At 42.6% G+C, this 24,084-nt stretch carries 22 protein-coding genes; 13 read left to right on the forward strand and 9 right to left on the reverse strand.

Annotated elements, in window-relative coordinates; all coding sequences use genetic code 11:
- Positions 1-11 precede the first annotated feature (11 nt).
- Positions 12-1,385 (forward strand): PD40 domain-containing protein, encoded by a 1,374-nt coding sequence (locus H9Y05_RS07020; RefSeq protein ID WP_163490044.1) that lies wholly within the window; start codon positions 12-14, stop codon positions 1,383-1,385.
- 2 nt (positions 1,386-1,387) lie between these two features.
- A complete protein-coding gene (gene truA / locus H9Y05_RS07025; protein WP_317170283.1) occupies positions 1,388-2,119 on the forward strand; it encodes a tRNA pseudouridine(38-40) synthase TruA in 732 nt (243 codons plus the stop codon).
- On the opposite strand, the gene rsmG is transcribed toward truA, so the two are convergent.
- The 3 genes from rsmG to H9Y05_RS07040 are packed head-to-tail and all read right to left on the reverse strand — an operon-like array spanning position 2,116 to position 4,488.
- Complete coding sequence (rsmG, locus tag H9Y05_RS07030) at positions 2,116-2,736, reverse strand: 16S rRNA (guanine(527)-N(7))-methyltransferase RsmG (protein WP_163490042.1); 621 nt, start codon at positions 2,734-2,736, stop codon at positions 2,116-2,118. The genes truA and rsmG overlap by 4 nt on opposite strands.
- A 16-nt stretch (positions 2,737-2,752) precedes the next feature.
- On the reverse strand, positions 2,753-3,358 hold the full coding sequence (locus H9Y05_RS07035; protein ID WP_163490041.1) for an RNA polymerase sigma factor: 606 nt from the start codon (positions 3,356-3,358) through the stop codon (positions 2,753-2,755).
- Entirely contained in the window at positions 3,352-4,488 is a 1,137-nt protein-coding gene (locus tag H9Y05_RS07040) for a glycosyltransferase (protein ID WP_216713888.1), read from the reverse strand. The genes H9Y05_RS07035 and H9Y05_RS07040 overlap by 7 nt, the downstream gene beginning before the upstream one ends.
- A gap of 77 nt (positions 4,489-4,565) precedes the next feature.
- Between H9Y05_RS07040 and tgt the strand changes: the two genes are divergently transcribed.
- The 4 genes from tgt to H9Y05_RS07060 all read left to right on the forward strand — a co-directional run bounded on the left by tgt (position 4,566) and on the right by H9Y05_RS07060 (position 7,912).
- On the forward strand, positions 4,566-5,696 hold the full coding sequence (gene tgt / locus H9Y05_RS07045) for a tRNA guanosine(34) transglycosylase Tgt (RefSeq protein WP_163490039.1): 1,131 nt from the start codon (positions 4,566-4,568) through the stop codon (positions 5,694-5,696).
- 7 nt (positions 5,697-5,703) lie between these two features.
- Positions 5,704-6,780 carry an LptF/LptG family permease gene (locus tag H9Y05_RS07050; RefSeq protein WP_163490038.1) on the forward strand — a complete coding sequence of 359 codons (1,077 nt, stop codon included), beginning with the start codon at positions 5,704-5,706 and terminating at the stop codon, positions 6,778-6,780.
- 146 nt (positions 6,781-6,926) lie between these two features.
- Positions 6,927-7,337: a hypothetical protein gene (locus tag H9Y05_RS07055; RefSeq protein WP_163490037.1), complete on the forward strand. Its 411-nt coding sequence runs from the start codon at positions 6,927-6,929 to the stop codon at positions 7,335-7,337.
- Between the two features lie 77 nt (positions 7,338-7,414).
- Positions 7,415-7,912, forward strand: a complete 498-nt coding sequence (locus tag H9Y05_RS07060) for a hypothetical protein (RefSeq protein WP_163490036.1) — start codon at positions 7,415-7,417, stop codon at positions 7,910-7,912.
- Positions 7,913-7,974: 62 nt separating this feature from the next.
- Here H9Y05_RS07060 and tpx read toward each other — a convergent pair whose 3' ends face one another.
- The 3 genes from tpx to H9Y05_RS07075 all read right to left on the reverse strand — a co-directional run bounded on the left by tpx (position 7,975) and on the right by H9Y05_RS07075 (position 11,793).
- The gene (tpx, locus tag H9Y05_RS07065; RefSeq protein WP_163490035.1) at positions 7,975-8,472 is read right to left on the reverse strand and encodes a thiol peroxidase; all 498 of its coding nucleotides are present in this window, start codon (positions 8,470-8,472) and stop codon (positions 7,975-7,977) included.
- Between the two features lie 88 nt (positions 8,473-8,560).
- A complete protein-coding gene (locus H9Y05_RS07070; RefSeq protein ID WP_216713889.1) occupies positions 8,561-10,810 on the reverse strand; it encodes a DUF1573 domain-containing protein in 2,250 nt (749 codons plus the stop codon).
- The gene (locus H9Y05_RS07075; protein ID WP_163490033.1) at positions 10,792-11,793 is read right to left on the reverse strand and encodes a PorP/SprF family type IX secretion system membrane protein; all 1,002 of its coding nucleotides are present in this window, start codon (positions 11,791-11,793) and stop codon (positions 10,792-10,794) included. Before H9Y05_RS07075 ends, H9Y05_RS07070 begins: the two co-directional genes overlap by 19 nt.
- A 152-nt stretch (positions 11,794-11,945) precedes the next feature.
- Between H9Y05_RS07075 and H9Y05_RS07080 the strand changes: the two genes are divergently transcribed.
- Positions 11,946-12,542 carry a superoxide dismutase gene (locus tag H9Y05_RS07080; RefSeq protein WP_216713890.1) on the forward strand — a complete coding sequence of 199 codons (597 nt, stop codon included), beginning with the start codon at positions 11,946-11,948 and terminating at the stop codon, positions 12,540-12,542.
- 76 nt (positions 12,543-12,618) lie between these two features.
- Here the strand turns inward: H9Y05_RS07080 and H9Y05_RS07085 are convergent, their stop codons facing one another.
- Complete coding sequence (locus H9Y05_RS07085; protein ID WP_216713902.1) at positions 12,619-13,530, reverse strand: DsbA family protein; 912 nt, start codon at positions 13,528-13,530, stop codon at positions 12,619-12,621.
- 141 nt (positions 13,531-13,671) lie between these two features.
- Here H9Y05_RS07085 and H9Y05_RS07090 point away from each other — a divergent pair, with 141 nt between their 5' ends.
- From H9Y05_RS07090 to H9Y05_RS07110, 5 genes are all read left to right on the forward strand, one after another.
- On the forward strand, positions 13,672-13,983 hold the full coding sequence (locus H9Y05_RS07090; RefSeq protein WP_163490030.1) for a winged helix-turn-helix transcriptional regulator: 312 nt from the start codon (positions 13,672-13,674) through the stop codon (positions 13,981-13,983).
- A 146-nt stretch (positions 13,984-14,129) separates the two neighbouring features.
- Complete coding sequence (gene lon / locus H9Y05_RS07095) at positions 14,130-16,565, forward strand: endopeptidase La (protein ID WP_216713891.1); 2,436 nt, start codon at positions 14,130-14,132, stop codon at positions 16,563-16,565.
- Between the two features lie 62 nt (positions 16,566-16,627).
- Positions 16,628-17,332, forward strand: a complete 705-nt coding sequence (locus H9Y05_RS07100; protein ID WP_163490028.1) for an alpha/beta fold hydrolase — start codon at positions 16,628-16,630, stop codon at positions 17,330-17,332.
- A 112-nt stretch (positions 17,333-17,444) separates the two neighbouring features.
- The gene (gene mtnA, locus H9Y05_RS07105) at positions 17,445-18,527 is read left to right on the forward strand and encodes an S-methyl-5-thioribose-1-phosphate isomerase (protein ID WP_216713892.1); all 1,083 of its coding nucleotides are present in this window, start codon (positions 17,445-17,447) and stop codon (positions 18,525-18,527) included.
- 254 nt (positions 18,528-18,781) lie between these two features.
- Positions 18,782-19,492, forward strand: coding sequence for a DsbA family oxidoreductase (locus tag H9Y05_RS07110; protein WP_216713893.1), 711 nt, complete (start codon positions 18,782-18,784; stop codon positions 19,490-19,492).
- 51 nt (positions 19,493-19,543) lie between these two features.
- Here H9Y05_RS07110 and H9Y05_RS07115 read toward each other — a convergent pair whose 3' ends face one another.
- Together H9Y05_RS07115 and H9Y05_RS07120 are read right to left on the reverse strand one after the other, a co-directional pair.
- A complete protein-coding gene (locus H9Y05_RS07115; RefSeq protein WP_317170284.1) occupies positions 19,544-20,071 on the reverse strand; it encodes a VOC family protein in 528 nt (175 codons plus the stop codon).
- 181 nt (positions 20,072-20,252) lie between these two features.
- Positions 20,253-22,889: a lamin tail domain-containing protein gene (locus H9Y05_RS07120; protein ID WP_163490023.1), complete on the reverse strand. Its 2,637-nt coding sequence runs from the start codon at positions 22,887-22,889 to the stop codon at positions 20,253-20,255.
- 75 nt (positions 22,890-22,964) lie between these two features.
- Between H9Y05_RS07120 and H9Y05_RS07125 the strand changes: the two genes are divergently transcribed.
- On the forward strand, positions 22,965-23,951 hold the full coding sequence (locus H9Y05_RS07125) for an aspartate-semialdehyde dehydrogenase (protein ID WP_163490022.1): 987 nt from the start codon (positions 22,965-22,967) through the stop codon (positions 23,949-23,951).
- Positions 23,952-24,084 lie beyond the last annotated feature (133 nt).

Here is a 24,084-nt window from a genome sequence, read left to right on the forward strand (position 1 = left end):
AGCTGATTGACATGATAAAAAGCTCCGTTTTTGCAATTACTACACTATTGGCTTCATGTTCCTTCGCAGGAGCAATGCCGCCGGATTCTACATCAACAATAGTAGAAAAAACTGCTGCTGCGTACCTCATTGAAGAAGGAAAAACGCTTTATGCAGAAGGAAAAATGAGAGACGCACTCAATAAATTCAGAGACGCAGCGAAAAAAGATGTTACCTCCTGGAAAGCACCATTCTGGATCAGCAGATGCCATTATGAACAGTACAACTACGGATATGCCCTGAAATATGCAAAGGATGCTGTCATGATCAACAACAATGAAGTTGATAAAGAAGTTTATGAAATCCTGGCAGAATCCTATCACCGCCTGGGAATTCTTGATTCAGCAATCATGAATTATGAACTGGGGATCAAAAACCTGCCGAAAACCCGTTCAGCGGAGCTTCGCTTACCACTTCGACTGGAACAGGCAAAATATGCGAAAGAGCAACTGGCAAAAGGGATTGAGAATAAACGACTGCACATCGAAGGAAACGTGAATTCCGGTTACAATGATTACTCTCCGGTTGTTTTCGACGGAGGAAAATCGATGTATTTTACTTCCAGAAGAAGCAATACAACGGGAGGAGGGCAAAACCCTTCCGACCAGCAGTTTTTTGAAGATATTTACAGCGCGAAATGGAACCCGGAGACTAATCAGTGGGATAGTATTACCAACCGCCTTGGAAGACTGAACGGTAATGGATTTGAATCCGTTTCCTATGTTTCGGAGGATGGGTTAACAGCATACATTACCCTGAACAATACAGCTGTTCAGGATGCCAAAATCGTCACCAAAAGTTCAGATATTGCTGAAGTGAAGTGGACGAAGCAAGGACAATGGTCCATACCGAAGTTATTGGATAAAAACATCAATACGTCTTATTATGAAGGAAACGCAACGTTGACAGCAGACGGACAGACCATGTATTTCGTTTCTGAACGCAATGCGAACAGTAAGATGAGTGAAATTTATGTGACGTACAAACAAGGAAATGCCTGGAGCAAACCTGTCGCATTGCCAGCGGAAATCAACTCAAAAGGAAGAGAAACAACCCCGTTTATTACCCCTGACGGACGTTACTTGTTCTTCAGTTCTAACGGGCATCCCAATGGATTGGGTGGATACGACGTGTACGTTGTTGAACGTATGGGAAGTTCCTGGGGAGAGGTGAAAAACCTCGGTCCGGCAATCAACACGGTAAATGATGATTTTGGGTTTAAAATCTATGATACAATCGGGAAAGCATATGTAAACGGCCTGGAAGTCATCGGAGATAAAGCGTCACTGGATATCTACGAGTTCAATCTCAAATCGGAAGACCTGATTAAATCGCTTGAAAAATAAGAGTGAGACGGTATTTCTTCGAAATTGCATACGATGGGGGTGCCTTTTACGGCTGGCAAATCCAACCGAAACAGGTTTCCGTTCAGGAAACGATTGAACACGCACTCACACAGCTGAATTCCCGCAATCCGGTGGTCATTGTCGGTTGCGGACGTACCGATACAGGTGTGCATGCCAGCAGCTATATTTTTCATGCCGACCTGGAATCTGTGACATCAGTCGAGCAATTGCAATACAAGCTGAATAAAATGCTTCCGGCAACCATTGCGGTTCATCGGATCTGGGAAGTTGATCCGGAGCTCCATGCCCGTTTCAGCGCAGTAAAACGCACGTACCGGTATTATATTCATACCCGTAAAAATCCCTTCAAACAAGCCTATTCAACGTATTTCCCTGCTGAATTAAACGTGGCGAAAATGAATGAAGCTGCCCGGTCGCTGATCGGAATACATGATTTTACGACCTTCTCCAAAACCAATACAGACGTAAAAACGCACATGTGTGAGGTATTCAATGCACATTGGGAAGTAACAGAAGACGGATACGTGTTTGCGTACACCGCTAACCGTTTCCTGAGAAACATGGTGCGGGCAACTGTTGGAACATTGCTGGAGGTCGGATTGGAGAAAATTACTCCGGAAGATTTTAAAACTATTTTTGAATCACTTGACAGGAACAGGTGTGCGGGTTCTGCTCCGGCACAGGGACTGTATTTGAGTAAAGTGGAGTATTAGTTCCGTACATAGACGACCTTTTTTGTTTCAAAAAATTCTTCTGAGAAGAAACCGGGAATGTCGTAGAATTTGTAAAACTTATTCACTGTTTTCATTTCCTCTTTCAAATCGCCGCCTTTCAGGTATAGAATTCCGTTTGCCAGGGAATTGTTGTTTTTGGGTTTAAACTTGTTTTTGGTCCATTTGATAAAATCAGGCATAGCTGTCACTGCCCTGCTGACAATGAAATCGAATTTATGATCAATGTTTTCTGCCCGTTCGTGAATTGCTGTAACATTTTTTAACCCCAGGCTTTCAGCAACACCGGCAGCAACTTTGACTTTTTTCCCGATCGAATCGACCAGTGTAAACTGGCATTCCGGAAATAAAATCGCCAACGGAATCCCCGGAAAACCACCACCTGTACCAATGTCCATGATTTCGGATCCATCCGCAAAAGGCATTACTTTCGCAATTGCCAGCGAATGCAGTACGTGACGTTCGTAGAAATTATCCGTATCTTTTCTGGAAATCACATTGATCTGGCTGTTCCACTCCTCGTAGAGTTCTTTTAAACGTGAAAATTGTTCCACCTGTTGAGCAGTCAGCTCCGGAAAATATTTTTTTAGGATGTCCATTTGAAAATCATCAATATCAGATCGTATCTTTCGTTTTCTCCATCATATTGGCAAGAAAATCACGTGCCCGGAATAACTGGGCTTTTACCGTCCCTAAAGGAAGGTTCAGTTCCTCGGCAATTTCTTCATAGCTCAACTCTTCGAAATACCGTTTTTCTACCAACTCACGGTAACGGGGTTTCAACCGGGAAACCAGCAAGCGCATGTGCTTGACTTTTTGATCGTGTACAATGGATTCCTCAGGATTGAGTACATCAGCACGTGCGTCATGGTAAATGACATCCCCGTCATCGGATACAAATCCGGTATCCATGGAGGTAACATAAATACGTTTCTTGCGAATAAAGTCAATGCAATTGTTGGAAGCGATCTTGAACAACCAGGTGCTGAATGCATAACTTGGAGAATACTGCTCCAACCGGCTGAATGCTTTCCCGAATGCTTCAATCGTCAAATCTTCGGCATCGTCCACATTCTTCACCATTTTGTGCATCATGAAATAAATGGAATCACGATAGCGCGACATCAATTCGGCATAGGCTCCCTGATCTCCGCACAAAGCGGATTCCACCAATGTCAGGTCCTGCTTGCCTTTGTCTGATAAATGTTCCGTTTCTACCATTTATTGGTTGTTTTCGCTTCGCCGGTATAATACATGATCGGGAGGCCGATTGCGTATAGCAAGTCATTAAAGGGGAAGAAGGCAACAAATGATTTTTCTTTTAACCGCAAGAAACATTTGCCCTGAATCCACCACTTCAACGCCAAAATGGCTCCGAAAATGATCAGTGTTAACCAACGAAAATCTTCATTAAACAACAAAGTAATGAAAGAAATGTACATCAATAACAGGGTCATCGGATAGATTCCTAACAATGTTTTTTTAATAACTTGATAGTTAGGAGACGTTGTATAGTGACGGGCTTTCTGTCTGTACCAGGATGCCCATGTTTTTTCTGCCGGAGAATACATGTAACTGTCCTCTGAAAGAACAATGCTGTAGTTGCGCTTTCTGGCTGCTTCCTGAATAAACAAATCATCATCACCAGAGGCAATGGAATAGTGCGATTTGAACCCGTTTGCCTGCTCAAAAGCACTTTTTGTATACGCTAAGTTCCGCCCGACACCCATGTAGGGCATTCTGGCCAGTGCAAAGGAAAGATAATTGACTGCAATCCATGCTGTATCGTAGCGGATAACCTTGTTTAAGAATCCTTTTTCCGGTGTGTACGGGCCATATCCCAGTACAATTTTCTTTTGCTCATTGAATGTCTGACCGATTGCCCTCAGCCAATTCGCCGAACCAGGCTTGCAATCGGCATCTGTCATTACCAGGTGCTCATAGTTGGCTGCTTTGATTCCAATGCTCAATGACAATTTCTTCCCGGGACGGATGTGCTTGTTTCGTTCAACGACCGTAAAACGGAGGTTTTTAAACTGCTGTTGATACGCTTCCAGGATGTGCTTTGACTCGTCAATTGATTGATTGACAACGACGATTACTTCAAATTCAGGGTAATTCTGACTTAGGATGAAGGGCAGGTTTTCATAAATATTATCCGCTTCGTTGCGTGCGGCAATAATAACCGATAGAGGAGGAAGTTCGGAGGCTTGTTGTCGTTTCTTCGGGTTAAAAAAAGCAAGTTTCCGGTAAAAAATAAGAACGTATAACAATTGCATAAACACCATTCCGCCAAACAGATAAAACAATAGCGACCAGCCACCCCAACCAAAATCCGGAATAATATTCATTTATCAAACTTTACTGCAAAGATGCCAAGCTAATCGAAATAGCCTTATCTTTACGTCCGTTATTTTTCAACAATGTTATGCACTTTGAATTAATTCATTCGGACGAGAAAACAAAAGCAAGGGCAGGAAAGTTCCACACCGACCACGGAGTCATTGAGACACCGATCTTTATGCCGGTCGGTACTGCCGGAACAGTGAAGGGGGTTCACCAGCATGAATTAAACGAGGATATCCAGGCGCAGATTATCCTGGGCAACACCTATCATCTGTACCTTCGTCCGGGACTGGACGTGATTGAAGGTGCCGGGGGATTGCACAAGTTCAACGGCTGGAGTAAACCGATTCTAACGGATAGCGGAGGATACCAGGTGTATTCCCTGGCCGGATCGCGTAAAATAAAGGAAGAAGGAGTAAGGTTTCAATCACACATCAACGGAAGTTACCATTTCTTTACTCCGGAAGGTGTGATGGACATTCAGCGGACGATCGGAGCAGATATCATTATGGCATTTGATGAGTGTACACCTTATCCGTGCGATTACAATTATGCTAAAAAATCCATGCACATGACCCACCGCTGGTTGCAGCGCTGTATGACGCGATTCAATGAAACAGACCCGAAATACGGTTATCAGCAGGCATTGTTTCCTATTGTACAGGGAAGTACCTATAAAGATTTGAGAACGGAATCAGCCGAAACAATTGCCTCGCACAATGCTGTCGGAAATGCTATCGGAGGATTATCTGTAGGGGAACCGGATGAAGATCTGTATGGAATGACCGATCTGGTTTGTTCCATTTTGCCGAAAGATAAACCACGTTACCTGATGGGAGTGGGGACACCGCAGAACTTGTTGGAATGCATCGCGCTGGGAGTGGACATGTTTGATTGTGTGATGCCGACCCGGAATGCGCGTCATGGATTGTTGTTTACCTCCGAAGGAACCATCAACATCAAAAATGAGAAATGGGAAAAGGATTATTCCCCGTTGGACGAAAACGGAACGTCTTACGTCGATACATTCTACACCAAAGCGTATGTGCGGCACCTGATCAAAGCAAATGAATTGCTGGGTGCGCAAATCGCATCCATTCACAACCTGGCATTTTATTTGTCACTGGTGAAAGAAGCAAGAAAGCAGATTCTGAATGGTACATTCGCTACATGGAAAGATCAAATGATTCCAAAACTGGGTAGAAGACTTTAATACAAATATGCTTAAAATCCTCGATAAATATATCATCCGTAAGTTCTTGACGACTTTCTTCTTCATGTTGGGAATCATCATGTTGCTGGCAATGGTATTTGATTTATCGGATCGCCTGGGTGAATTTTTGTCAAATAAAGCACCGTTTTCCGAAATCGTCTTTACGTACTACCTGAACTTTATTTTGCTGTACGGGAACTCATTTTCCTTTATGATTGTCTTTATCTCCGTCATTTGGTTTACAGCAAAAATGGCCCAGGATACGGAGATTATCCCGATCTGGAACAGTGGAAAACCATTCTCAAGATTCATCCGTCCATATATGATCGGCGCGACAATCCTGGTGATCATCAGCTTATTCATCAACCACATCATTCTGCCTGCTTCGAATAAAGGCCGGTTGGACTTTGAAGATAAATACTACCGGAATGCATTGAGTGTTTCCAACTATTTTGCAGATTTTCCGGGAAACCAGACAGTGCAGTTTGGAAGCTATACGTCGGAAGAAAACGTTGTGCAGCAATTTATCCTGCAACGTTACAATAAGAACAATACCTTATCTTATATCCTGGTAGCACGAACAGCCGAAAATAAAGACGGTACGAATAAATGGGTGTTGAAAGACTATTACGAGCGGTATGTTGGTTATCCGAAAGATAAAATCACGGAGGGAAAACAAAAGGATACAACGTTTGTATTTAAGATCAGTGAAATGGCGGCGCGTGATAATATTTCCTCTGCTATGAAATCCGGTGACCTGAAAAAATTCATTGAACGCGAACGCTCCAAAGGTTCCGGAAAAATCCCCCTTTATGAGTTGGAATTGTATCAACGGACAGCAAACCCGTTTGCAACCTACGTGTTGACAATCATCGGAATTGCCGTTTCCAGCCAGAAAAAACGAGGAGGGATAGGTGTAAACATTGCCATTGGACTTGCCATTGTACTGGTGTATGTATTCGCCATGAAGATAATGGCTGTTGCGGCTGAAAACGTCGGTTTTCCTGCAATCATCGCTTCCTGGATCCCGAATATTTTGTTTGGATTGGTGGCTGTTGTGATGTATCGATTCGCTCAGAAGTAAGTATTTATTTTTTTGTATATAACACTTTTTCAACTTGTTACAATCTTTCTTGTTAATAAAAACTAAAATATTTTTAATGGCTGTTGCTTTTTATTAAAAAATGTTTCTCTATCTTCGTCACATAAATTTTAAAAACTATTACAATTATGTCAGAAAATCAAAACGGAACAGCTGTTCAAGGAAAAGGGTTGGGGGTAACAGGATTTGTCCTCGCATTAGTAACGCTGGTATTGGCTAGCTGGATGGCTGTTATGGCTGCTGCTTCTATCGCTTTAGGAGGAAGCGGATGGATCATGTATTTATGGTTAGTTCTTGCTATTGCCAGTGTTGTTTTATCAGTAATGGGAATGGTTAAATTGGGTAAAACAGGAGGTAAAAAAGGATTGGCTATCGCTGGAATGGTGATCGGTATCGTATCTACTGTTTATTCAATTATTTTAGTTCTTGGACTTAACGCTGCTGCTGCTATTTCCGATCAATACGGTGAAGAGTTGAGAAAAGAGTTAAACAACATTGATTGGGAACAAGAATTGAATGATGAGTTGAACAACAACTAATCAAAATCATACATTGTTTTTAAAACCCTCCTGTAAAGAGGGTTTTATTTTTTATATTAACCTTTAAAACATAAACTATGTACTCTACTAGTAGCCCTATGGATTTTTTAGCGGTAGGGATAGGATTTTTCCTGTTCTACATGATTTTTATCTGTGGAATTTTTGTCGCATTTGCTTTGTATTACAAAACGATTATTGATACCATGTCATTGGTGCGTCCTGAAAACAGATTAACAGGAACGGGAAACATCATGTTAAACATCATTCCGTTCTTTAATATGGCTTATGGATTTATTGTTTATCCCAAGATTTGTGATTCGATCAAACAGGAATACAGCGAACTGGGCTTGCAACCGGACGGAGATTTCGGAAAGGGATTGGCAATTACACTACAGGCACTTTCGCTGACGATGATGATTCCTTTTATCAATTTTCTGACATCCATCGGATGTCTGGTGATCTGGATCATTCTATGGGCGAAACTAAGCGGATATAAAACAGAGCTTCAAAAACACAACGGAGCGAGTTTTAATGAAAAACCAACATTGACTGCATCGACAGATTTGCTGGATTAATCCCCGTATAGAAAACTGAAGAAGGCTGTCCGTCCAGACAGCCTTCCTTTTTTAGTTAATTTTCACAATGCCTTTAAAACGGCATCGTAGTCGGGTTCATTGACAATATCATCAACCAATTCCGTATAGACAACTTCTCCTTTTTCGTTCAACGCAACAATTGACCGGGCCAGTAACCCTTTTAACGGGCCGTCAACCATCTGTACTTCGTAATTGCTTCCGAATACGCCTCCGTCAAAGTCGGATAGTGTTTCCACATTGGAAATCCCCTCCGCACCACAGAAGCGCCCGTTGGCAAAAGGTAAATCTTTTGAAACGCACAAAACAATGGTATTTTCAAGATCGGATGCTTTCTGATTAAATGTACGAACAGACGTCGCACAAACACCTGTGTCGATGCTCGGGAAAATGTTCAGTACTACTTTCTTTCCTGCATAGTCGCTCAGCGAAGCGCGGGATAAATCATTTTTTACCAATGTAAAGTCAGGAGCTTTTTGCCCCACTTTCGGTAAACTCCCGTTTGTATGAATTGGATTTCCTTTAAATTTTAATTCTGACATGACGATAACAATTTATAAATTCCTTTTCTCAAAGTTACGACTTTCTGATCTTCGGGAGTAAAAATTATGCTTTTTTATCGCAGATGATTTAACGCAATTCCATTGTGACGATCAATCGTACATTTTCGGTCTGTCCCGCTACGGGAATATAAATCGTTTTTACCGTGTGACCGATAAATCCATCTGTGTTGAGCTCCAGTTTTACCGTTGTTTTTTCGTTGGGTTGCAATGTCGTTTTTCCAACGGAAACAGTCGTATAGCTGTTCGGAGTCGTTTCCGGGTTCAATTCCACCGATTTTTCCGATGTATTCTTCAGTTCGTATTCTGCTGTTATTTTTTCCCCGGACTTCAGTACACCAGCATTGAAAACAGGTTTTGCAACCGAGATCGGGAACACTTCCTGTTTGTCGATGTATGAAACACTTTGAATTTCTATTTTTCGTTCTGCCGCCGCTGCCCTGGAATATACCGAGTTTTTGGTATCGTTCGGGTTGTCGCTGATCAACTGATTGGCATTGTATTCTCCAAACGGAATGTACTCAAAAATAACACGTCCGTTGTTGGGAGCTGTGCCGTTAATATACGGAATGAAAACACCTCCTTCATATTCCCGCAGATGATTGATGAGAGAAGAAATTCTACGCTTGGTAAGGTTCACATTGTAATCCGTTTTTGCCAGTGGAGAGGCAAACCCCCGAACCGCGATTTTTATACGTGCCCCTTTTTGTAATTCTTCCAGTAATAAATCCCGGAATAAAAACAAATCCTTCACTCCCTGATCGACATGTTCGGTAAAGAAATTCTCAATGTCTTCTTTTGCTTCTTCTGCCTTATCAGGTGCCAGACCAACCGCATATTCTTTTTGATAGCGCGGGAGCATCTCTGTGTATTCATTATACGTTGTCATATAATTCAGCGGTGTGATTGTGTCCCATGATTTCGGGTTGGGTACGTCATTGTGAAAATACAGGGTAACCGGTAATCGCTTATTGAGTTCCTCCAATGTTTCTTTCGGTGTCGGAGGAGGCGTTTTTTCAGGCGGATAAATAGCAAAAATATCGCTGCAGCAGGTTATATTCTTGCTGTACAAGACTCCGATTCGGTTACTGGTTACATAGCTGGTGTCGTTTCGGTGAAAGTAATACAAATCATTTGCAGGGCTATTGACAGGTTGACCGGCATTTTGAGCTTCCTGGAACTGACCGCCTTTAAATTCGGAATAAAAGACATCGTATCCGCCAAATCCTTCGTTCCAGGAGCTGGAAAAATACAATCGTTGCTGTGCATCATCCCAAAACGGAGTTACCTCGTTGTCGATTGAATTCAATGATTTGATGGAGCGGACTTTTCCAAATTGGTTACCATTGGTAATGGTGGTATAAAATAAATCCAGTCCTCCCTTTGTTTCTTTTGCCTGATCAGAGCAGAAGAATAAAACTTCCTGTCCGTCCAGCTTCCCGATTGCCGGCATGGTTGTGTTCGCTCCGGGAACATTGATAATTTCCCCAAGCGTATCAATTAGTCCCCACGTTCCATTGTGGTATTTGGCAACCAGCAGTTTGCATTGATAGCTTACTCCGTTGACATCTTCACAGGAACTGAAATACAACCGTTTTCCGTCCAGTGATAATGCCCCGTTTCCGGAGTTGCGGTTTTCATTGTAAAAAACATCCCATCTTTCCGAAGGAAGGTACCTTCCGTCATCTATTTTTGACCGGAAAATGTTGGTTGTATAATGTTTTTCATACACTTCTTCCTGTTCACTGATGGAGTCGGCACGCAGGGAGGAAAAGACCAGTTGCCCGTCTACAAATCCATGTCCGAATTCCGAATTTTTGGTATTGACCGTTTCAGGTAGCCGGATTAAATCCCCCTTTTCATAGATGTCCGACATGGATTTGGCCCAGAGCGTAGATTCTAACTCTTGTTTGGACTTGAGGTAGAGATAATCCTTTTTGTCCTTGCTGTATTTCTTTTTTGCCCGTTTAAATGTCTCAATCGCGGCATCGTACTTTCCGTTTTGTTTTTGCATCAGCCCCAACTGAAGTAAACTGTATGGATATATGGCTCCCAGTTCACGATCGTATACTTTGGCGTAGTAGTATTCCGCTTTCCGGTAATCTTTGTAGGCTCGGTGTGCTTCTGCAACTTTCCACAAAATATCTATCGTCGTTGAATCAATCTCCATTGCTTTGGAATAGTACTCCAATGCATAGAAGTAATCTCCTTTCTGGTATTGCTCATCTGCAAACTTGAGGTACTTTGTCAGCATATTTTGTCCATGAGACGCGGATACGGACCAACCAAAGAAGAAGAGTATCAAATATAATCGGGACATATTCGGTGTACGATTTTTTTAGGTTTAAAACGAACTAAAATGTAACGGACGGCAATCTCAAATCCTCCACGCGCGCGACTGGCTTTTGTCAACGTTGAAAAATTCATGTCGTAACTCAACCCGACAAACCATTGCTGATAGTCCATTCCCACAGTCAGGTAGGCTGCATCAATGGTTCTGTACCAAACGCCGGCATAAACAGCTCTGTATTTTGACAACCGGTTGATCAAAGTATATTTGACGGAAGAGCCGAAAATAATTTCGCGGTACTTCCCTTGCAAACTCACCTGTACACTCGGAATAATATCCCAGTCAAAGCCCAGAGGGTAATACAGGCGGGCAGAAATGTTGGTGCGCATGTCACGCGGAATTTTTTGTCCGAAGAATCCCTGGTCCGGCCGGTTGATGTTGAATAAAGCGACTCCTGCTTCCAGGGTTTTTCGTTTTCCGATCAGGTATTGATAGGTGATTCCCGCTCCGGCGCTGAAATTCGTTCGTTTGTCATTGGTATATAGCTCATTGTTGGATAACCCGCCATCGTAATATTGGCCGTTGTATTGATTCCCGAATTTGAATGCGTCCCAATTCACTTGCCGGTGATTCATCCCAATGTTAATCCCGGGGCGAATCGTATGCGTGGAATCGCGGGATAGTTTCAATAAGTACGAAACGTTTGCCTGCAATTCGATGGTTCGCAACCGGCCGTCTCCCGTTACATCGTGAAAAAATAAACCACCAACTCCCAATGCCCGGTAATTATACAGTTTCCCGTCTGCGGACAGGGATAATGTCTGGTAAGGAACAGATACCGCCCTCCACTGATCTCTGAAGTTCCCGACAAAACGTACATCTCCGTTAAAATTACCGGTGTTCCCCGGGTTTTGAAAAACAGGATTGTCGTTGAATTGCGACCAATGGATATCCTGTGCTTGTCCGATGAAAGCAAGTAGCAAAACTGCCAGAAAAGCACAGAAATGTTTCATATCATGTAATAGTTTGATGAAAGTACGAAATATTTGTTTAGTCAGGTGAAATTTTCTTAAAACTTTCCCCGCGGGTTGTAAAATAATAAAGGAATGTCTACCTTTGGGAAGCTATATAAATAATACGTTTAATCATTTAAAATTAAGAAAATATGTCATTTGAATTGCCACAATTGCCATACGCATACGATGCGTTAGAGCCACATTTTGATGCGAGAACGATGGAAATCCATCATACAAAACACCATCAGGCGTATACGACGAACCTGAACGCTGCGATTGCAGGAACAGACCTGGAAGGAAAGAAAATTGAAGAAATCCTGAAAGCAAGTGCTGACAAGCCGGCTGTCAGAAATAACGGAGGAGGGTTTTACAACCACAACTTGTTCTGGACGATTTTGTCTCCAAACGGAGGAGGTCAGCCAACAGGTGAACTGGGAGCTGCAATCAACAGTACATTTGGTTCGTTTGATGCGTTCAAAGAAGAATTCTCAAAAGCAGCAGCTACCCGTTTTGGTTCAGGATGGGCATGGTTGTCTGTTGACGGAGGAAAGCTGGTGATTTCTTCCAGCCCGAATCAGGATAACCCGTTGATCGAAGGGTCTTCAGCGACACCTATTTTAGGCTTGGATGTATGGGAACATGCGTATTACCTGCATTATCAAAACCGTCGTCCGGATTATATTTCTGCATTCTTCAATATCATCAACTGGGATGAAGTTTCAAAACGCTATGCAGCTGCAAAGTAATCAGTAAGTTATTACAAAACGAAACCCTGCTTCTCATCTGAAAAGCAGGGTTTTTTATATGTAGGTTTACTGTATTCTATTTAGCCATCCAGATCGGTCCGTTTTTGGACTCAAATTTTGAAATATTACCTTGTTTATACAACAATTCCAGTTCTTTTTCGCCTGCTTCGATTGATTTATCAGCCAATTCCGCATATTCCCGGGTAGTCAATGTCGGATAGCTTTCAAACAAGCTTTTCCAGTCTTTCTTATACGCTACTTTTACTGCTGCGGGATAAATCTTTTTCAGACTTGTTTCGAAATTGGCATACGGACGGAAACCATAGACAAATTCAGATAGACCGGAGCCGTCTGTGATGAAAATCGAAGGAAATCCTCTCACTCCCAACTGACGGGCGTAATTCAGGTCTTCCTGGAACAAATCTTTTGCTTTTCCTTCGTAATCTTTTTTCAATTGCTCAACATCCAAACCGGTCTTTTTTGCAGCTTGTTCAACGTATTCCCATTTGGTGATGTTTTTCTTCTTGAGAAACAGCAATTCACGTAATTCACGCAGGAAGGCGATGGCTTTTTGCTTGTCCTGCAGTTGTGCGGCCTTAAAAGCAATGGAAGGAGGGTAAGAAGAAGGAAGCGGATCTTCCAGCCATACATCTCCATCAATCGGCATGTTGTAATAGGCACTGACTTCGTCCCAGTGATGAGCCACGTCTGATGGTTTGCTGATTCCTCCGCTGTTGTAACTCCAGTCGGGTAATAGACCCCCCATCCGGTAGTCAATTTCAATGTCGTTGCCGTACTCCAGTTTCAATCTTCTCAACTGTGGTTCGATACCCCAGCAGGAAGAACAAATCGGGTCTGTATAATAAATAATCTTGACAGGTTTGTTGTCTGCTTTTACGTGTTGTGGTTGAGCAGCACCTGCTACTCCGGGCATTTCACATGCTCCTGCCTCCGGGTCACAGATCAGCGGGTTGTTTTTTGTCTCCATTTGTTTTTCTTTTTGTGCCTGACAACCGATTGCGCCAGACAGGATGAATACCGTAATGATGATTTTTATTGATCTCATGTATTTCGTACATTTGTACAAATGTCGGAATGCTTCGTTTAACATGCAATAAGTCAAAAAAAGATGACTACTAAAAAAATGGAAGAAAATACAGAAACATGCCCGGTACAAGGGTTGCTAAAGTTGTTGTCCGGTAAATGGAAACCGGAAATCTTTCGCTTAGCGGTAAATACCCCGCTTCGTTTTAATACCTTATTGAAGCAATTGGAAGGAGCAAATAAACAATCGTTGGCAACGGCACTGAAAGAATTGGAAGAATCCGGATTACTGGATAAAATTGTCATCCGTGAAAAACCATTGCACATTGAATACAACCTCACGGAAAAAGGAAAATCACTGATTCCCGTTTTAGAACAATTGGAAGGATTGATATAGCCCCTGACTGAGAAAAACACGACAATTTTTCCGTTTTAACAGTATGGCATAATCATTGAAAATGTAGCAGGACATATAAACAAACACACAAATACAGTGAAACAATCCGTTTTACTGACAATTTGTCCATACGATATACAGACAATATGAATGATTTTTTTGATAAAGCCCTGATACAATTAACAGATGCACTTGAGACAGATGCAGAATTTATCCCATTGATCACGGCGGAGGAAGAGGAAACCATGAACAATGCGTCCTACCCTGAAATTTTACCCATTTTACCCCTGCGGAACAATGTTTTGTTTCCGGGAGTTGTCATTCCCATTACGGTCGGAAGAGACAAAAGCATCAAATTGATCCAGGAAGCAAACAAAGGAAATAAAATCATCGGTGTCGTTTCTCAAAAAGACCAGGAGGAAGAATCACCGGAATTCAATGATCTGAACACCATCGGTACGGTTGCACAGATCGTGCGCCTGTTGAAAATGCCGGATGGAAGCTCTACGGTTATCATACAAGGGAAACGTCGTTTCGAATTGGTGGAACCAACTCAAAGCGAACCGTACATCAAAGCAAAAGTAAACTACCTGACGGAGACAAAAGTAGATTTCAAATCAAAGGAAATGGAGGTCATGATTACTTCCATTAAGGATTTATCACTTCAGATCATCCAGGAGAGTCCGAATATTCCTTCGGAAGCTTCTTTTGCCATTAAAAACATTGATTCTCCGTCCTTCCTGATCAATTTCATTTGTTCGAATATGAATGCAGACGTTCCGAAAAAACAAGGAATGCTGAATGAACTGGATACTAAAAAGCGGATCATGCTGGTATTAGAGCATCTGAACCTGGAAGTACAGATGCTGCAGATGCGCAATGAAATTCAATCAAAAGTCCGAAAAGATATGGACCGCCAGCAGCGGGAATACTTCCTGCATCAGCAAATTCGTACCATTCAGGATGAACTTGGAGGAAGTCCGCACGAAATGGATGTGGAAGAATTACAGGACCGATCCCGGAAAAAGAAGTGGGATGATAAAACGGAGAAACTGTTCTTCAAAGAACTGGACAAACTGAAGCGGATGAACCCGCAAGGGGCTGAATATACCGTACAATTGAATTACCTGGATTTGTTGCTGGATTTGCCGTGGGGAGTGTACACAAAAGATGTACATGATCTGAAACGTGCGCAAACAATCCTGGAACGCGACCATTATGGACTGGCGAAAGTAAAAGAACGCATTTTGGAATACCTTTCCGTGCTTAAACTGAAAGGAAATATGAAAGCACCGATCTTGTGTTTTTACGGCCCTCCGGGAGTGGGTAAAACATCCCTCGGGAAGTCAATTGCTGAGGCAATGGGCAGAAAATACGTTCGTATGTCACTGGGTGGTGTACATGATGAATCAGAAATTAGAGGACACCGGAAAACGTACATCGGAGCAATGCCGGGAAGAATCGTTCAGAACCTGAAAAAAGCGGAAGCTGCCAATCCGGTGTTTGTACTGGATGAGGTGGATAAGTTGGGACGCAGCAATCACGGAGATCCGTCTTCGGCGTTGCTGGAGGTACTGGATCCGGAACAAAACAGTTCGTTTTATGACAATTATGTTGAAACCGAATTCGACCTGTCAAAAGTGATGTTCATTGCGACGGCAAATAGCCTTTCCGAAATCCAGGGGCCGCTGCGTGACCGCATGGAGTTGATAGAAGTAAACGGTTATACAATCGAAGAAAAAATCGAAATCGCAAAACGGCATTTATTCCCGAAACAAATCGCAGAACACGGAATTACCAAAAAAGACATCTCCATTGATAAAAAAGCATTGGAAAGACTGGTAGAGGAATACACCAATGAATCAGGTGTTCGTGGATTGGATAAAATGGTAGCTAAGTTGGTGCGTAACCGTGCACGTCAGATCGCGATGGAAGAAGCTTACGAAGTAAAAATCTCGGAAGCAGACCTGAAACAAGTATTGGGACCTGGTCGTTCGAAGACAAAATACGGGAATAATGATGTTGCCGGAGTTGTCACAGGATTGGCCTGGACAAGTGTAGGAGGAGACATCCTGTTTATCGAGTCTTCCATTACGCAAGGAAAAGGAAAATTAACCCTGACAGGTAACCTGGGCGATGTGATGAAAGAATCAGCAGTGATTGCCCTGGAATTTTTGAAGGCGCACAGTCACTGGTTGGATTTGCAACAAGATGTGTTTGATAATTCGAACGTTCACATTCACGTGCCGGAAGGAGCAACACCAAAGGATGGCCCGAGTGCCGGAATTACGATGTTGACGGCATTGGCATCTTCATTCACACAACGAAAAGTGAAGAAAAACATAGCCATGACCGGCGAGATTACATTGCGCGGAGAAGTGTTGCCAGTGGGAGGGATCAAAGAGAAAATCCTGGCAGCGAAACGTGCGAAAATCAAGGAAATTATCCTGTGTGAGAAAAACCGTCAGGATATTGAAGAAATCGAGCAGGAATACCTGAAAGGATTGACCTTCCATTTTGTAACCGAAATGAAAGAAGTGCTGGATATCGCGCTGACCCAAGAAAAGGCAAAGAAGAATTAAGTGTTTTAGTACTGAAAATAAATAGTTTCTTATTTTTGAGGTCAACTAATTGAAAGACACCTATGATAACTGATTCGGAGAAGAAAGATTTGATACTCCTGCATGGTGCACTTGGATCACGGATTCAGTTTGAAGCGCTTGCACGGTTGCTAAGTGCTGAATTTAATTGTCATTTGCTGGACTTTGATGGTCATGGTTCCGGAGCGCATGTTTCTGAAATTTCGATAGAGTTGTGTAGCAACAACCTGATTGATTTTGTTCATCAACATCAGCTTGAAAAACCACTGGTATTTGGCTATTCAATGGGAGGGTATGTTGCGTTGTATGCGGAGGCGAAAAATCCGGGATTATTGCATTCAATTGTCACATTGGGAACAAAATTTGATTGGTCAGTAGAAATTGCAGAACATGAAATTACGTTGTTAAATCCTGAAAAAATAGAAGAAAAACTCCCAAAGTTTGCAGCTTATTTAGCAACAGTTCATGCACCCAAAGATTGGAAAAATGTTATGATACAAACGCATGGATTGATGCGAAGATTAGGACGAAATCCGCTGCTGACGAATGAACATTTTCAATCCATCAACATTCCGGTTACACTGTGCTTAGGAAGCAAGGATAATATGGTCACACAAGAGGAGACAGAAAAAGTTCGTGCACAGATAAAAACAGCTCAATTCCGATTACTGGATGGCATTCCTCATCCCATTCAGATGATTGACAGCAACGAACTTAGCAGATTGATTATAGCAGAATTGCGATCTTAAATTTCCCGGATCGTCGTTGTCTTGAAACATAACAGAGTAGATTTTATAGGATGCATCTTCATGGAAATAGACCTAAATGGTGTATCTTTGCAGTGCAAAAAACAGTCAAAAAATGAGCAAATTCAGAACCATTTGGACCACCGAAGACCGTTATGTGGAAGTAATTGACCAGAAAATTCTTCCGCATGAGTTAATCACCCGAAAATTGCTGACGTACAAAGATGCGGAAACAGCAATTAAAGACATGACGGTAAGAGGAGCGCCATTGATCGGGGCAACGGCTGCCTATGGAATCTATTTAGCAGTGCGGGAACTGGTGGAAAAACAACTGGACGGTTCATTTCTGGATGCAGCTTTTTCAGACTTGCGGGCTTCTCGTCCGACAGCGGTGAATTTGTTTTGGGCACTGGATAAGATGCGCGATGCGCTGGACAATTCCGAAGGTGATTTTCTGCAGACAGCATGGGATACAGCAAATCAGATTGTGGAAGATGACGTGGAAACCTGCCGCATGATCGGTGTGCACGGATTGCCGTTCATCGAGGAAATTTCCAAGCGAAAAAAAGGAGATGTGGTCAATATTCTGACACATTGCAATGCAGGCATGTTAGGATGCATTGAATGGGGGACGATTACTTCACCGATTTACCAGGCAATTGAAAAGGGAATCAAGGTACATGTTTGGGTAGACGAAACACGTCCGCGCAACCAGGGTAGTAATCTGACATGCTACGAATTAACCCGCCACAATGTTCCGCACACATTGATTGTTGACAATGCCGGCGGACATTTGATGCAGCATGGTTTTGTAGACATGGTGATTGTCGGAACAGACCGAACAACGCGAAACGGAGATGTTGCCAACAAGATCGGGACGTACTTGAAGGCATTGGCAGCCAACGATAACAACATTCCGTTTTATGTGGCATTGCCATCTACAACATTGGATATGACCATTGAAAACGGGTTTGATATTCCGATTGAAGAACGCAACCAGGATGAGGTGCGCTACATGATTGGAAAACAAGCCAACGGAGAAATCGGATCTGTATTGATCTGCCCGGAGACAACGCAGGCAAGCAATTACGGATTTGATGTTACTCCGGCACGTCTGGTAACGAAAATCATTACCGAACGCGGTGTGTGCAATGCTTCAGAAGAAGGATTACTGGAATTGTTCCCGGAGTACAAATAAATTTCGTAACTTAGATAGAAAGTTAGAAGGATATGAGACTAAAAGCAGTTCTGAGCCCTTAGACAGCTGTGTTTTATGAAATCCGGACACCTGATTTATATTGTATATCTCCATATAAATAGAAGAAATACAGAATATATTCAATCTGAAGAATGAGAATTTACTTATCAGCATGTTTTATTTTTATGTTCTGTGTTTTCGGTCAGACGCAGGAACACAATAAACAAATGAATAACACATTAAAACAACAAAAAATGAAAATAGAAGTTTGGAGCGACATTATGTGCCCGTTTTGTTACATTGGGAAACGCAATTACGAAGCGGCTCTTGCACAATTTAAGGATGCAGAACACATTGAACTGGTTTGGAAAAGCTTTCAGCTGGATCCGACCGTTCCGCAGGGGAAGATTGAACAGAGTACATATGAATACCTGGCAGCACGAAAAGGGTGGAGTATGGAGCAATGTAAGGAAATCCATGCATCGGTAACACAGACCGCTAAAGTGGCAGGATTGACGTATAATTTTGATAATGCAAAGGTTGCCAATTCATTCAATGCGCATCGGATTATTCAACTGGCGAAGACAAAAGGATGGGGTGATCAGGCGGAAGAACAATTTTTCAAAGCGTATTTTACAGACGGAAAAGATCTGAATGATCAAAAAGACCTGTTGGAAATTGCTGCTTTAATTGGTTTAACGGAAGCAGAAGTAGAAACAGCATTAACAGATCCGACTTATGAAGATGCTGTTAAAGCAGATATTCGTGAGGCTGGACAGTTAGGGATTCAAGGAGTTCCATTCTTTGTAATGAACCGTAAGTATGCTGTCTCGGGCGCTCAGGCACCGGACGTGTTTTTACAGACAATTGAAAAAGCATTTGAAGAGTGGAGAAAGGACAATCCGGAAAGCCCGTTCCAGGTGATTGAAGGGAAAGTATGTACTCCGGACGGAACATGTAATTAATAGATAAAACAAAAACCGCATCAGTCGATGCGGTTTTTTGTTGTTAACGAGCTACTTGGTTGTCTTACTTCCAAGTTCTTTCCCCAATTTTTCGTATTCAATATCATTCGGTTCCCACAACTCAATCTTGTTACCTTCAACATCCAGGATGTGGACGAACTTCCCGTAATCATACGTTTCAATCTTATCCAATACCGTTACACCACTATTTTCTAATTCTTTTACGAGTACTTCCAGATCATCTACCCGGTAATTGATCATGAATTCTTTTTCAGAAGGTTCAAAATACTTTGTATTTTCATTGAACGGACTCCATTGAGTATGTCCTTTTTTGGATGGATCTGCTCCCTGGTACCATTCAAATACAGATCCGTACGGATTGGTGTTCAACCCCAGGTTTTGTGCATACCATTCCCTTACTTTTTCGGGGTCTTTACACTTAAAAAAGATACCGCCGATACCTGTTACTTTTTTCATATTGCTTGTTTCGTTGAGATGTTCGTTTGTTAATACTGACTTAAATGCAAAACCTGAAAAGAAGGATGTTGCAATGACGATCGTGAATACAGTCGTTTTCATACAGACAAAAGATTAAGGTTATTACTTGACTCCCGGCTTGTCCGATGATCCGGGACAGACACAAATATAGGATAAATTCAATAGGTGAATTTGGAGAAGAACTAAAAGTTGTTCAGTGGTGTATGCGCTCATCGAATGCAGTCGGTTGTTGCATCGAATAAATCTACTGATCCGTTACAGATCACATTTTCCCTGCTACTACAAACGCTTTTTTAGAAACAAACTCACTTCCTCCATTGATATTAAATGCTTCCATCAGTAGCACATACGTCCCGATTGTTGCTTTCTGTCCGTCTTCCCGGATTCCATCCCAGACGATGGTTCCGGTCAACCCAAGGAGTTCATTTTGAGAAATGGTTTTGACAATGCGCCCCCTGTCGTCATAAACCTGAATGGTGGCAAGCATTCCGGGAGTATTCATCTGGTAATTGATTTGCAACACATCTTCAAACCCGTCATTGTCAGGTGAAATAGTTTCACTCGACAAGCTAACTTCTCCGTTATAAAGAGCAGGATAATACTGCGAATTTTTTCCTCCCGGTGTAGCAAAACCAATCGCTTCCGCGGCTGTATGCCAGTTGTTGGATGCTTGCGTTGGAAGATTGGGATCCATGCGTTCCAGTGAACGACCATCTTTGCTGTCCAATAGTTTGAAGTGCCATTTAGAAGAATAAATCAATTGGTCCATGATGACATCAATCGTGTCAATGAACACAAATTTTTCAAACATCACAATCACACTACCAGTATCGTTTGACAAGGTTGGGAGTGTCAATTGATAGAATTTACCTAAGGTTGTTGCCGGGTAATTGTTAATCACAAAATTAGAGTCGGCACCAATGACAACATAATCATCCGGGTAGAGTAAATAGTTGGAAGAAATAAGTTTGTGATCTGAAATTACGCCATTATTGAACCGCGCGATTTTCCATCCCTTCAGGTCGATAATTTTATTCGATTTATTGTACAATTCTACCCAGTCGCTGCCACCAGTGTATTGATCAAATAATACTTCATTGATGACAATATCGCCACTATCTGCTTCTGCAGGAAGTAAAAACTGACCTGTCGGATTACCGAAATTTCCCCAGCAATCCTGTACGCCGTTAATGCTAATTGTATACAACTGGCTTGCGGGGATAGTTTCAGCAAACTGAATGGTAAATGAAACAGGATAGGCAGCCAGGATTGTTCTGCCGGTTTCTGTTAAAGAAGGTGTGGTACTGATTACCGCGGTGCTCAATGCAGTTGAGTCGACCGGCTTGTTAAAGGTAACCTGCACTTGATTGGGGGCATTTACAGCAGTGGTATAAATGAAGGGGGCTTGCAAATCCGGATCGGTATTGTACACGGAATTTTGTGAACCGGGTGTACCTCCCGCAGCAGCCACGGAAGCCTGCCAGTTAGATGCCTGTGAACAGGGAGCCAGCGGATTGATCCGCTCAATGGTCCAGCCACCGTCTTTTTTTGCCGGATCCTGGTACCAGTCCAGGGTGTAGGAAATTTTATCCAATTGTACATTCGTATTGTCCGTAATGACAATGTCATCCGAAGAATTGTTGAGGCTGGGAAAGCTTGTCACACCAACAGATCCGGGAAATTCAGGAACAGATGAAGTTGGGCACAACACCAGGTATTCACCGGGAAGCAACCAGCCTGTCTGAATCGTTCCGAAGGTCGCATTATCGCCCAATTTCCATCCGGAAACATTCAACACTTTATTGCTGACGTTGTAAATTTCTACAAATTCTGCTTCGGGTAAACCGATAACAGGAGAAGGGTCGGCCATGAATTCATTGATGATGACATCTCCCGGAACAGGAACTTCAGCGACCAGGTACGTTACATTCAACGACTGAGAAGCGGATGCGTTTCCATTCACATCTTCAATTCCGGAACTGGTCAGGGTATATGTGTTTCCGTTAATCAGGGGACTTGTCAACTGCAGGTGCACCAATGCAGGATTAACTCCGTCAAGCGTTGCGGTTGAAATACTGTTAACCGGAACCAGGTCGTAATTGTTGACGTCCTCAGCAGTGGCAGGAGTAACGGCTTCGGAAAATGTTACATCCAATTGTGTATCATTGACAATCTGAAGAGAAATCATCGTCGGAGGATCTGTGTCAACGACTTCATCCCCTGCGTAGATGTTGTCGAGGTAAAAACGGGTAATATTTCCCGATGTATAGGTATTCAAATATCCGAAATGTGTTCCTGAAGGAATGGTAACTTCTGAACCTGTGGCCGCGAGGCTATAATTTACTCCCCCTGCAAAATCAATAGATAAAGACCAGTTCCCGGCATTGTCCCGGATTACTTTTACACCTATTTGGAACGCTGCTGCGATTGTTCCGTCTGCGGATGCACATATTTGTGTTGTCACCCCCCCATTTCGTTGCATTAATCGCACAGCATCTGTTGAAAGTGCTTCTCCCAACTGAAGATAGATTCCATCCGGATCGGTGGTGAGATCTGCTGACTGAGATGTGAGGTAAATTCTCCCGAAATTACTGGACGATCCTGCAAAATTTTGACGCACCCAGCAACTCCATTCTTTTCCGTTGAAATTTGTAAGGTTATGGGGTGTGGAAAGATATGATGTTCCCGCTACCGACGCATTCAACTGTAATTGCTGCGTTGCATTGATTGTGTAATCTGCCGTTGTCCCGTTCCAGGAAGGATTTGCCGTAAAGTCTCCGTCAGAAAAATCATCGGAAAACTGAGCATGACCGGTAAGCGTTAATAACATGGAAAAAATCACACCAATAATCCTTTTTGGAAGCGTATTTAACACATTGTTATTTTTAGTAAAATTCATTCAGGTGTAGTAACAATTATTCTTGCTAAAATAGTAAATTCGCTGGATATTACACATATTCAAAATTTTGTCGTCATGAGAATCGCAGTTGTTGGTGCAACAGGAATGGTCGGAACAGTAATGCTCCAGGTGCTAAGAGAGGAAAATTTTCCTGTTACGGAATTGATTCCGGTTGCTTCTGAGAAGTCCGTCGGACAAGTCATTCACTTTGGAGGAATTGACTGTCCTGTAGTTGGTTTACAAACGGCTGTCGACATGAAACCGGATCTGGCGATTTTCTCCGCAGGAGGAGATACCTCATTGGAATGGGCGCCTAAATTTGCTGCTGCCGGAACAACCGTGATTGACAATTCTTCTGCCTGGAGGATGGATCCTTCCAAAAAACTGATCGTTCCGGAAGTAAACGGTCATTTATTGACAAAAGAAGATAAAATCATTGCCAATCCCAATTGCAGCACTATTCAGCTGGTATTGGCACTTGCTCCGTTGCACAAAGCATACGGCGTGAAGCGCGTGGTTGTCTCTACCTATCAATCCATTACAGGAACGGGTGTAAAAGCAGTAGAGCAAATGGAGAATGAACGAAACGGAATTTCCGGTGACATGGTTTATCCATACCCGATCGATAAAAACTGCCTGCCGCATTGTGATGCATTTCTTGAGAATGGTTATACGAAAGAAGAAATGAAGTTGACCAATGAAACGAAGAAAATCCTGGACCCGGTGATCAATGTAACGGCAACAGCTGTTCGGGTTCCGGTTGTGGGAGGACATTCAGAGGCTGTGAATATCCAGTTTGAAAAAGATTTTGAGGTGGGTGCTGTTCGGAAATTGTTGCATGACGCTCCAGGTATTACATTGAAAGATGATCCGACAACAAATACCTACCCGATGCCGAAATACGCAGAAGGAAAAAATGATGTATTTGTAGGAAGAATCCGTCGGGATGAGTCACAACCGAATACAGTAAACATGTGGATTGTGGCGGATAACCTTCGAAAAGGGGCAGCCACCAACGCTGTTCAGATTGCTAAATTGTTGATTGAAAATAAGTTGGTTTGATTTTCTCGCCAAGCCGTTAAGCCGCAAAGTTGTTATTTTTTTATTGCTTCTGCATGTCTTTTTGAGCGACTACTCATCGACGATTTTCTTTTTTCCAGTTCTATGTGAATCAACACATTACTGATCTCAGAAA

Source organism: Taishania pollutisoli, from assembly GCF_014518315.1.
Taxonomy (GTDB): Bacteria; Bacteroidota; Bacteroidia; order Flavobacteriales_D; family Crocinitomicaceae; genus Taishania; species Taishania pollutisoli.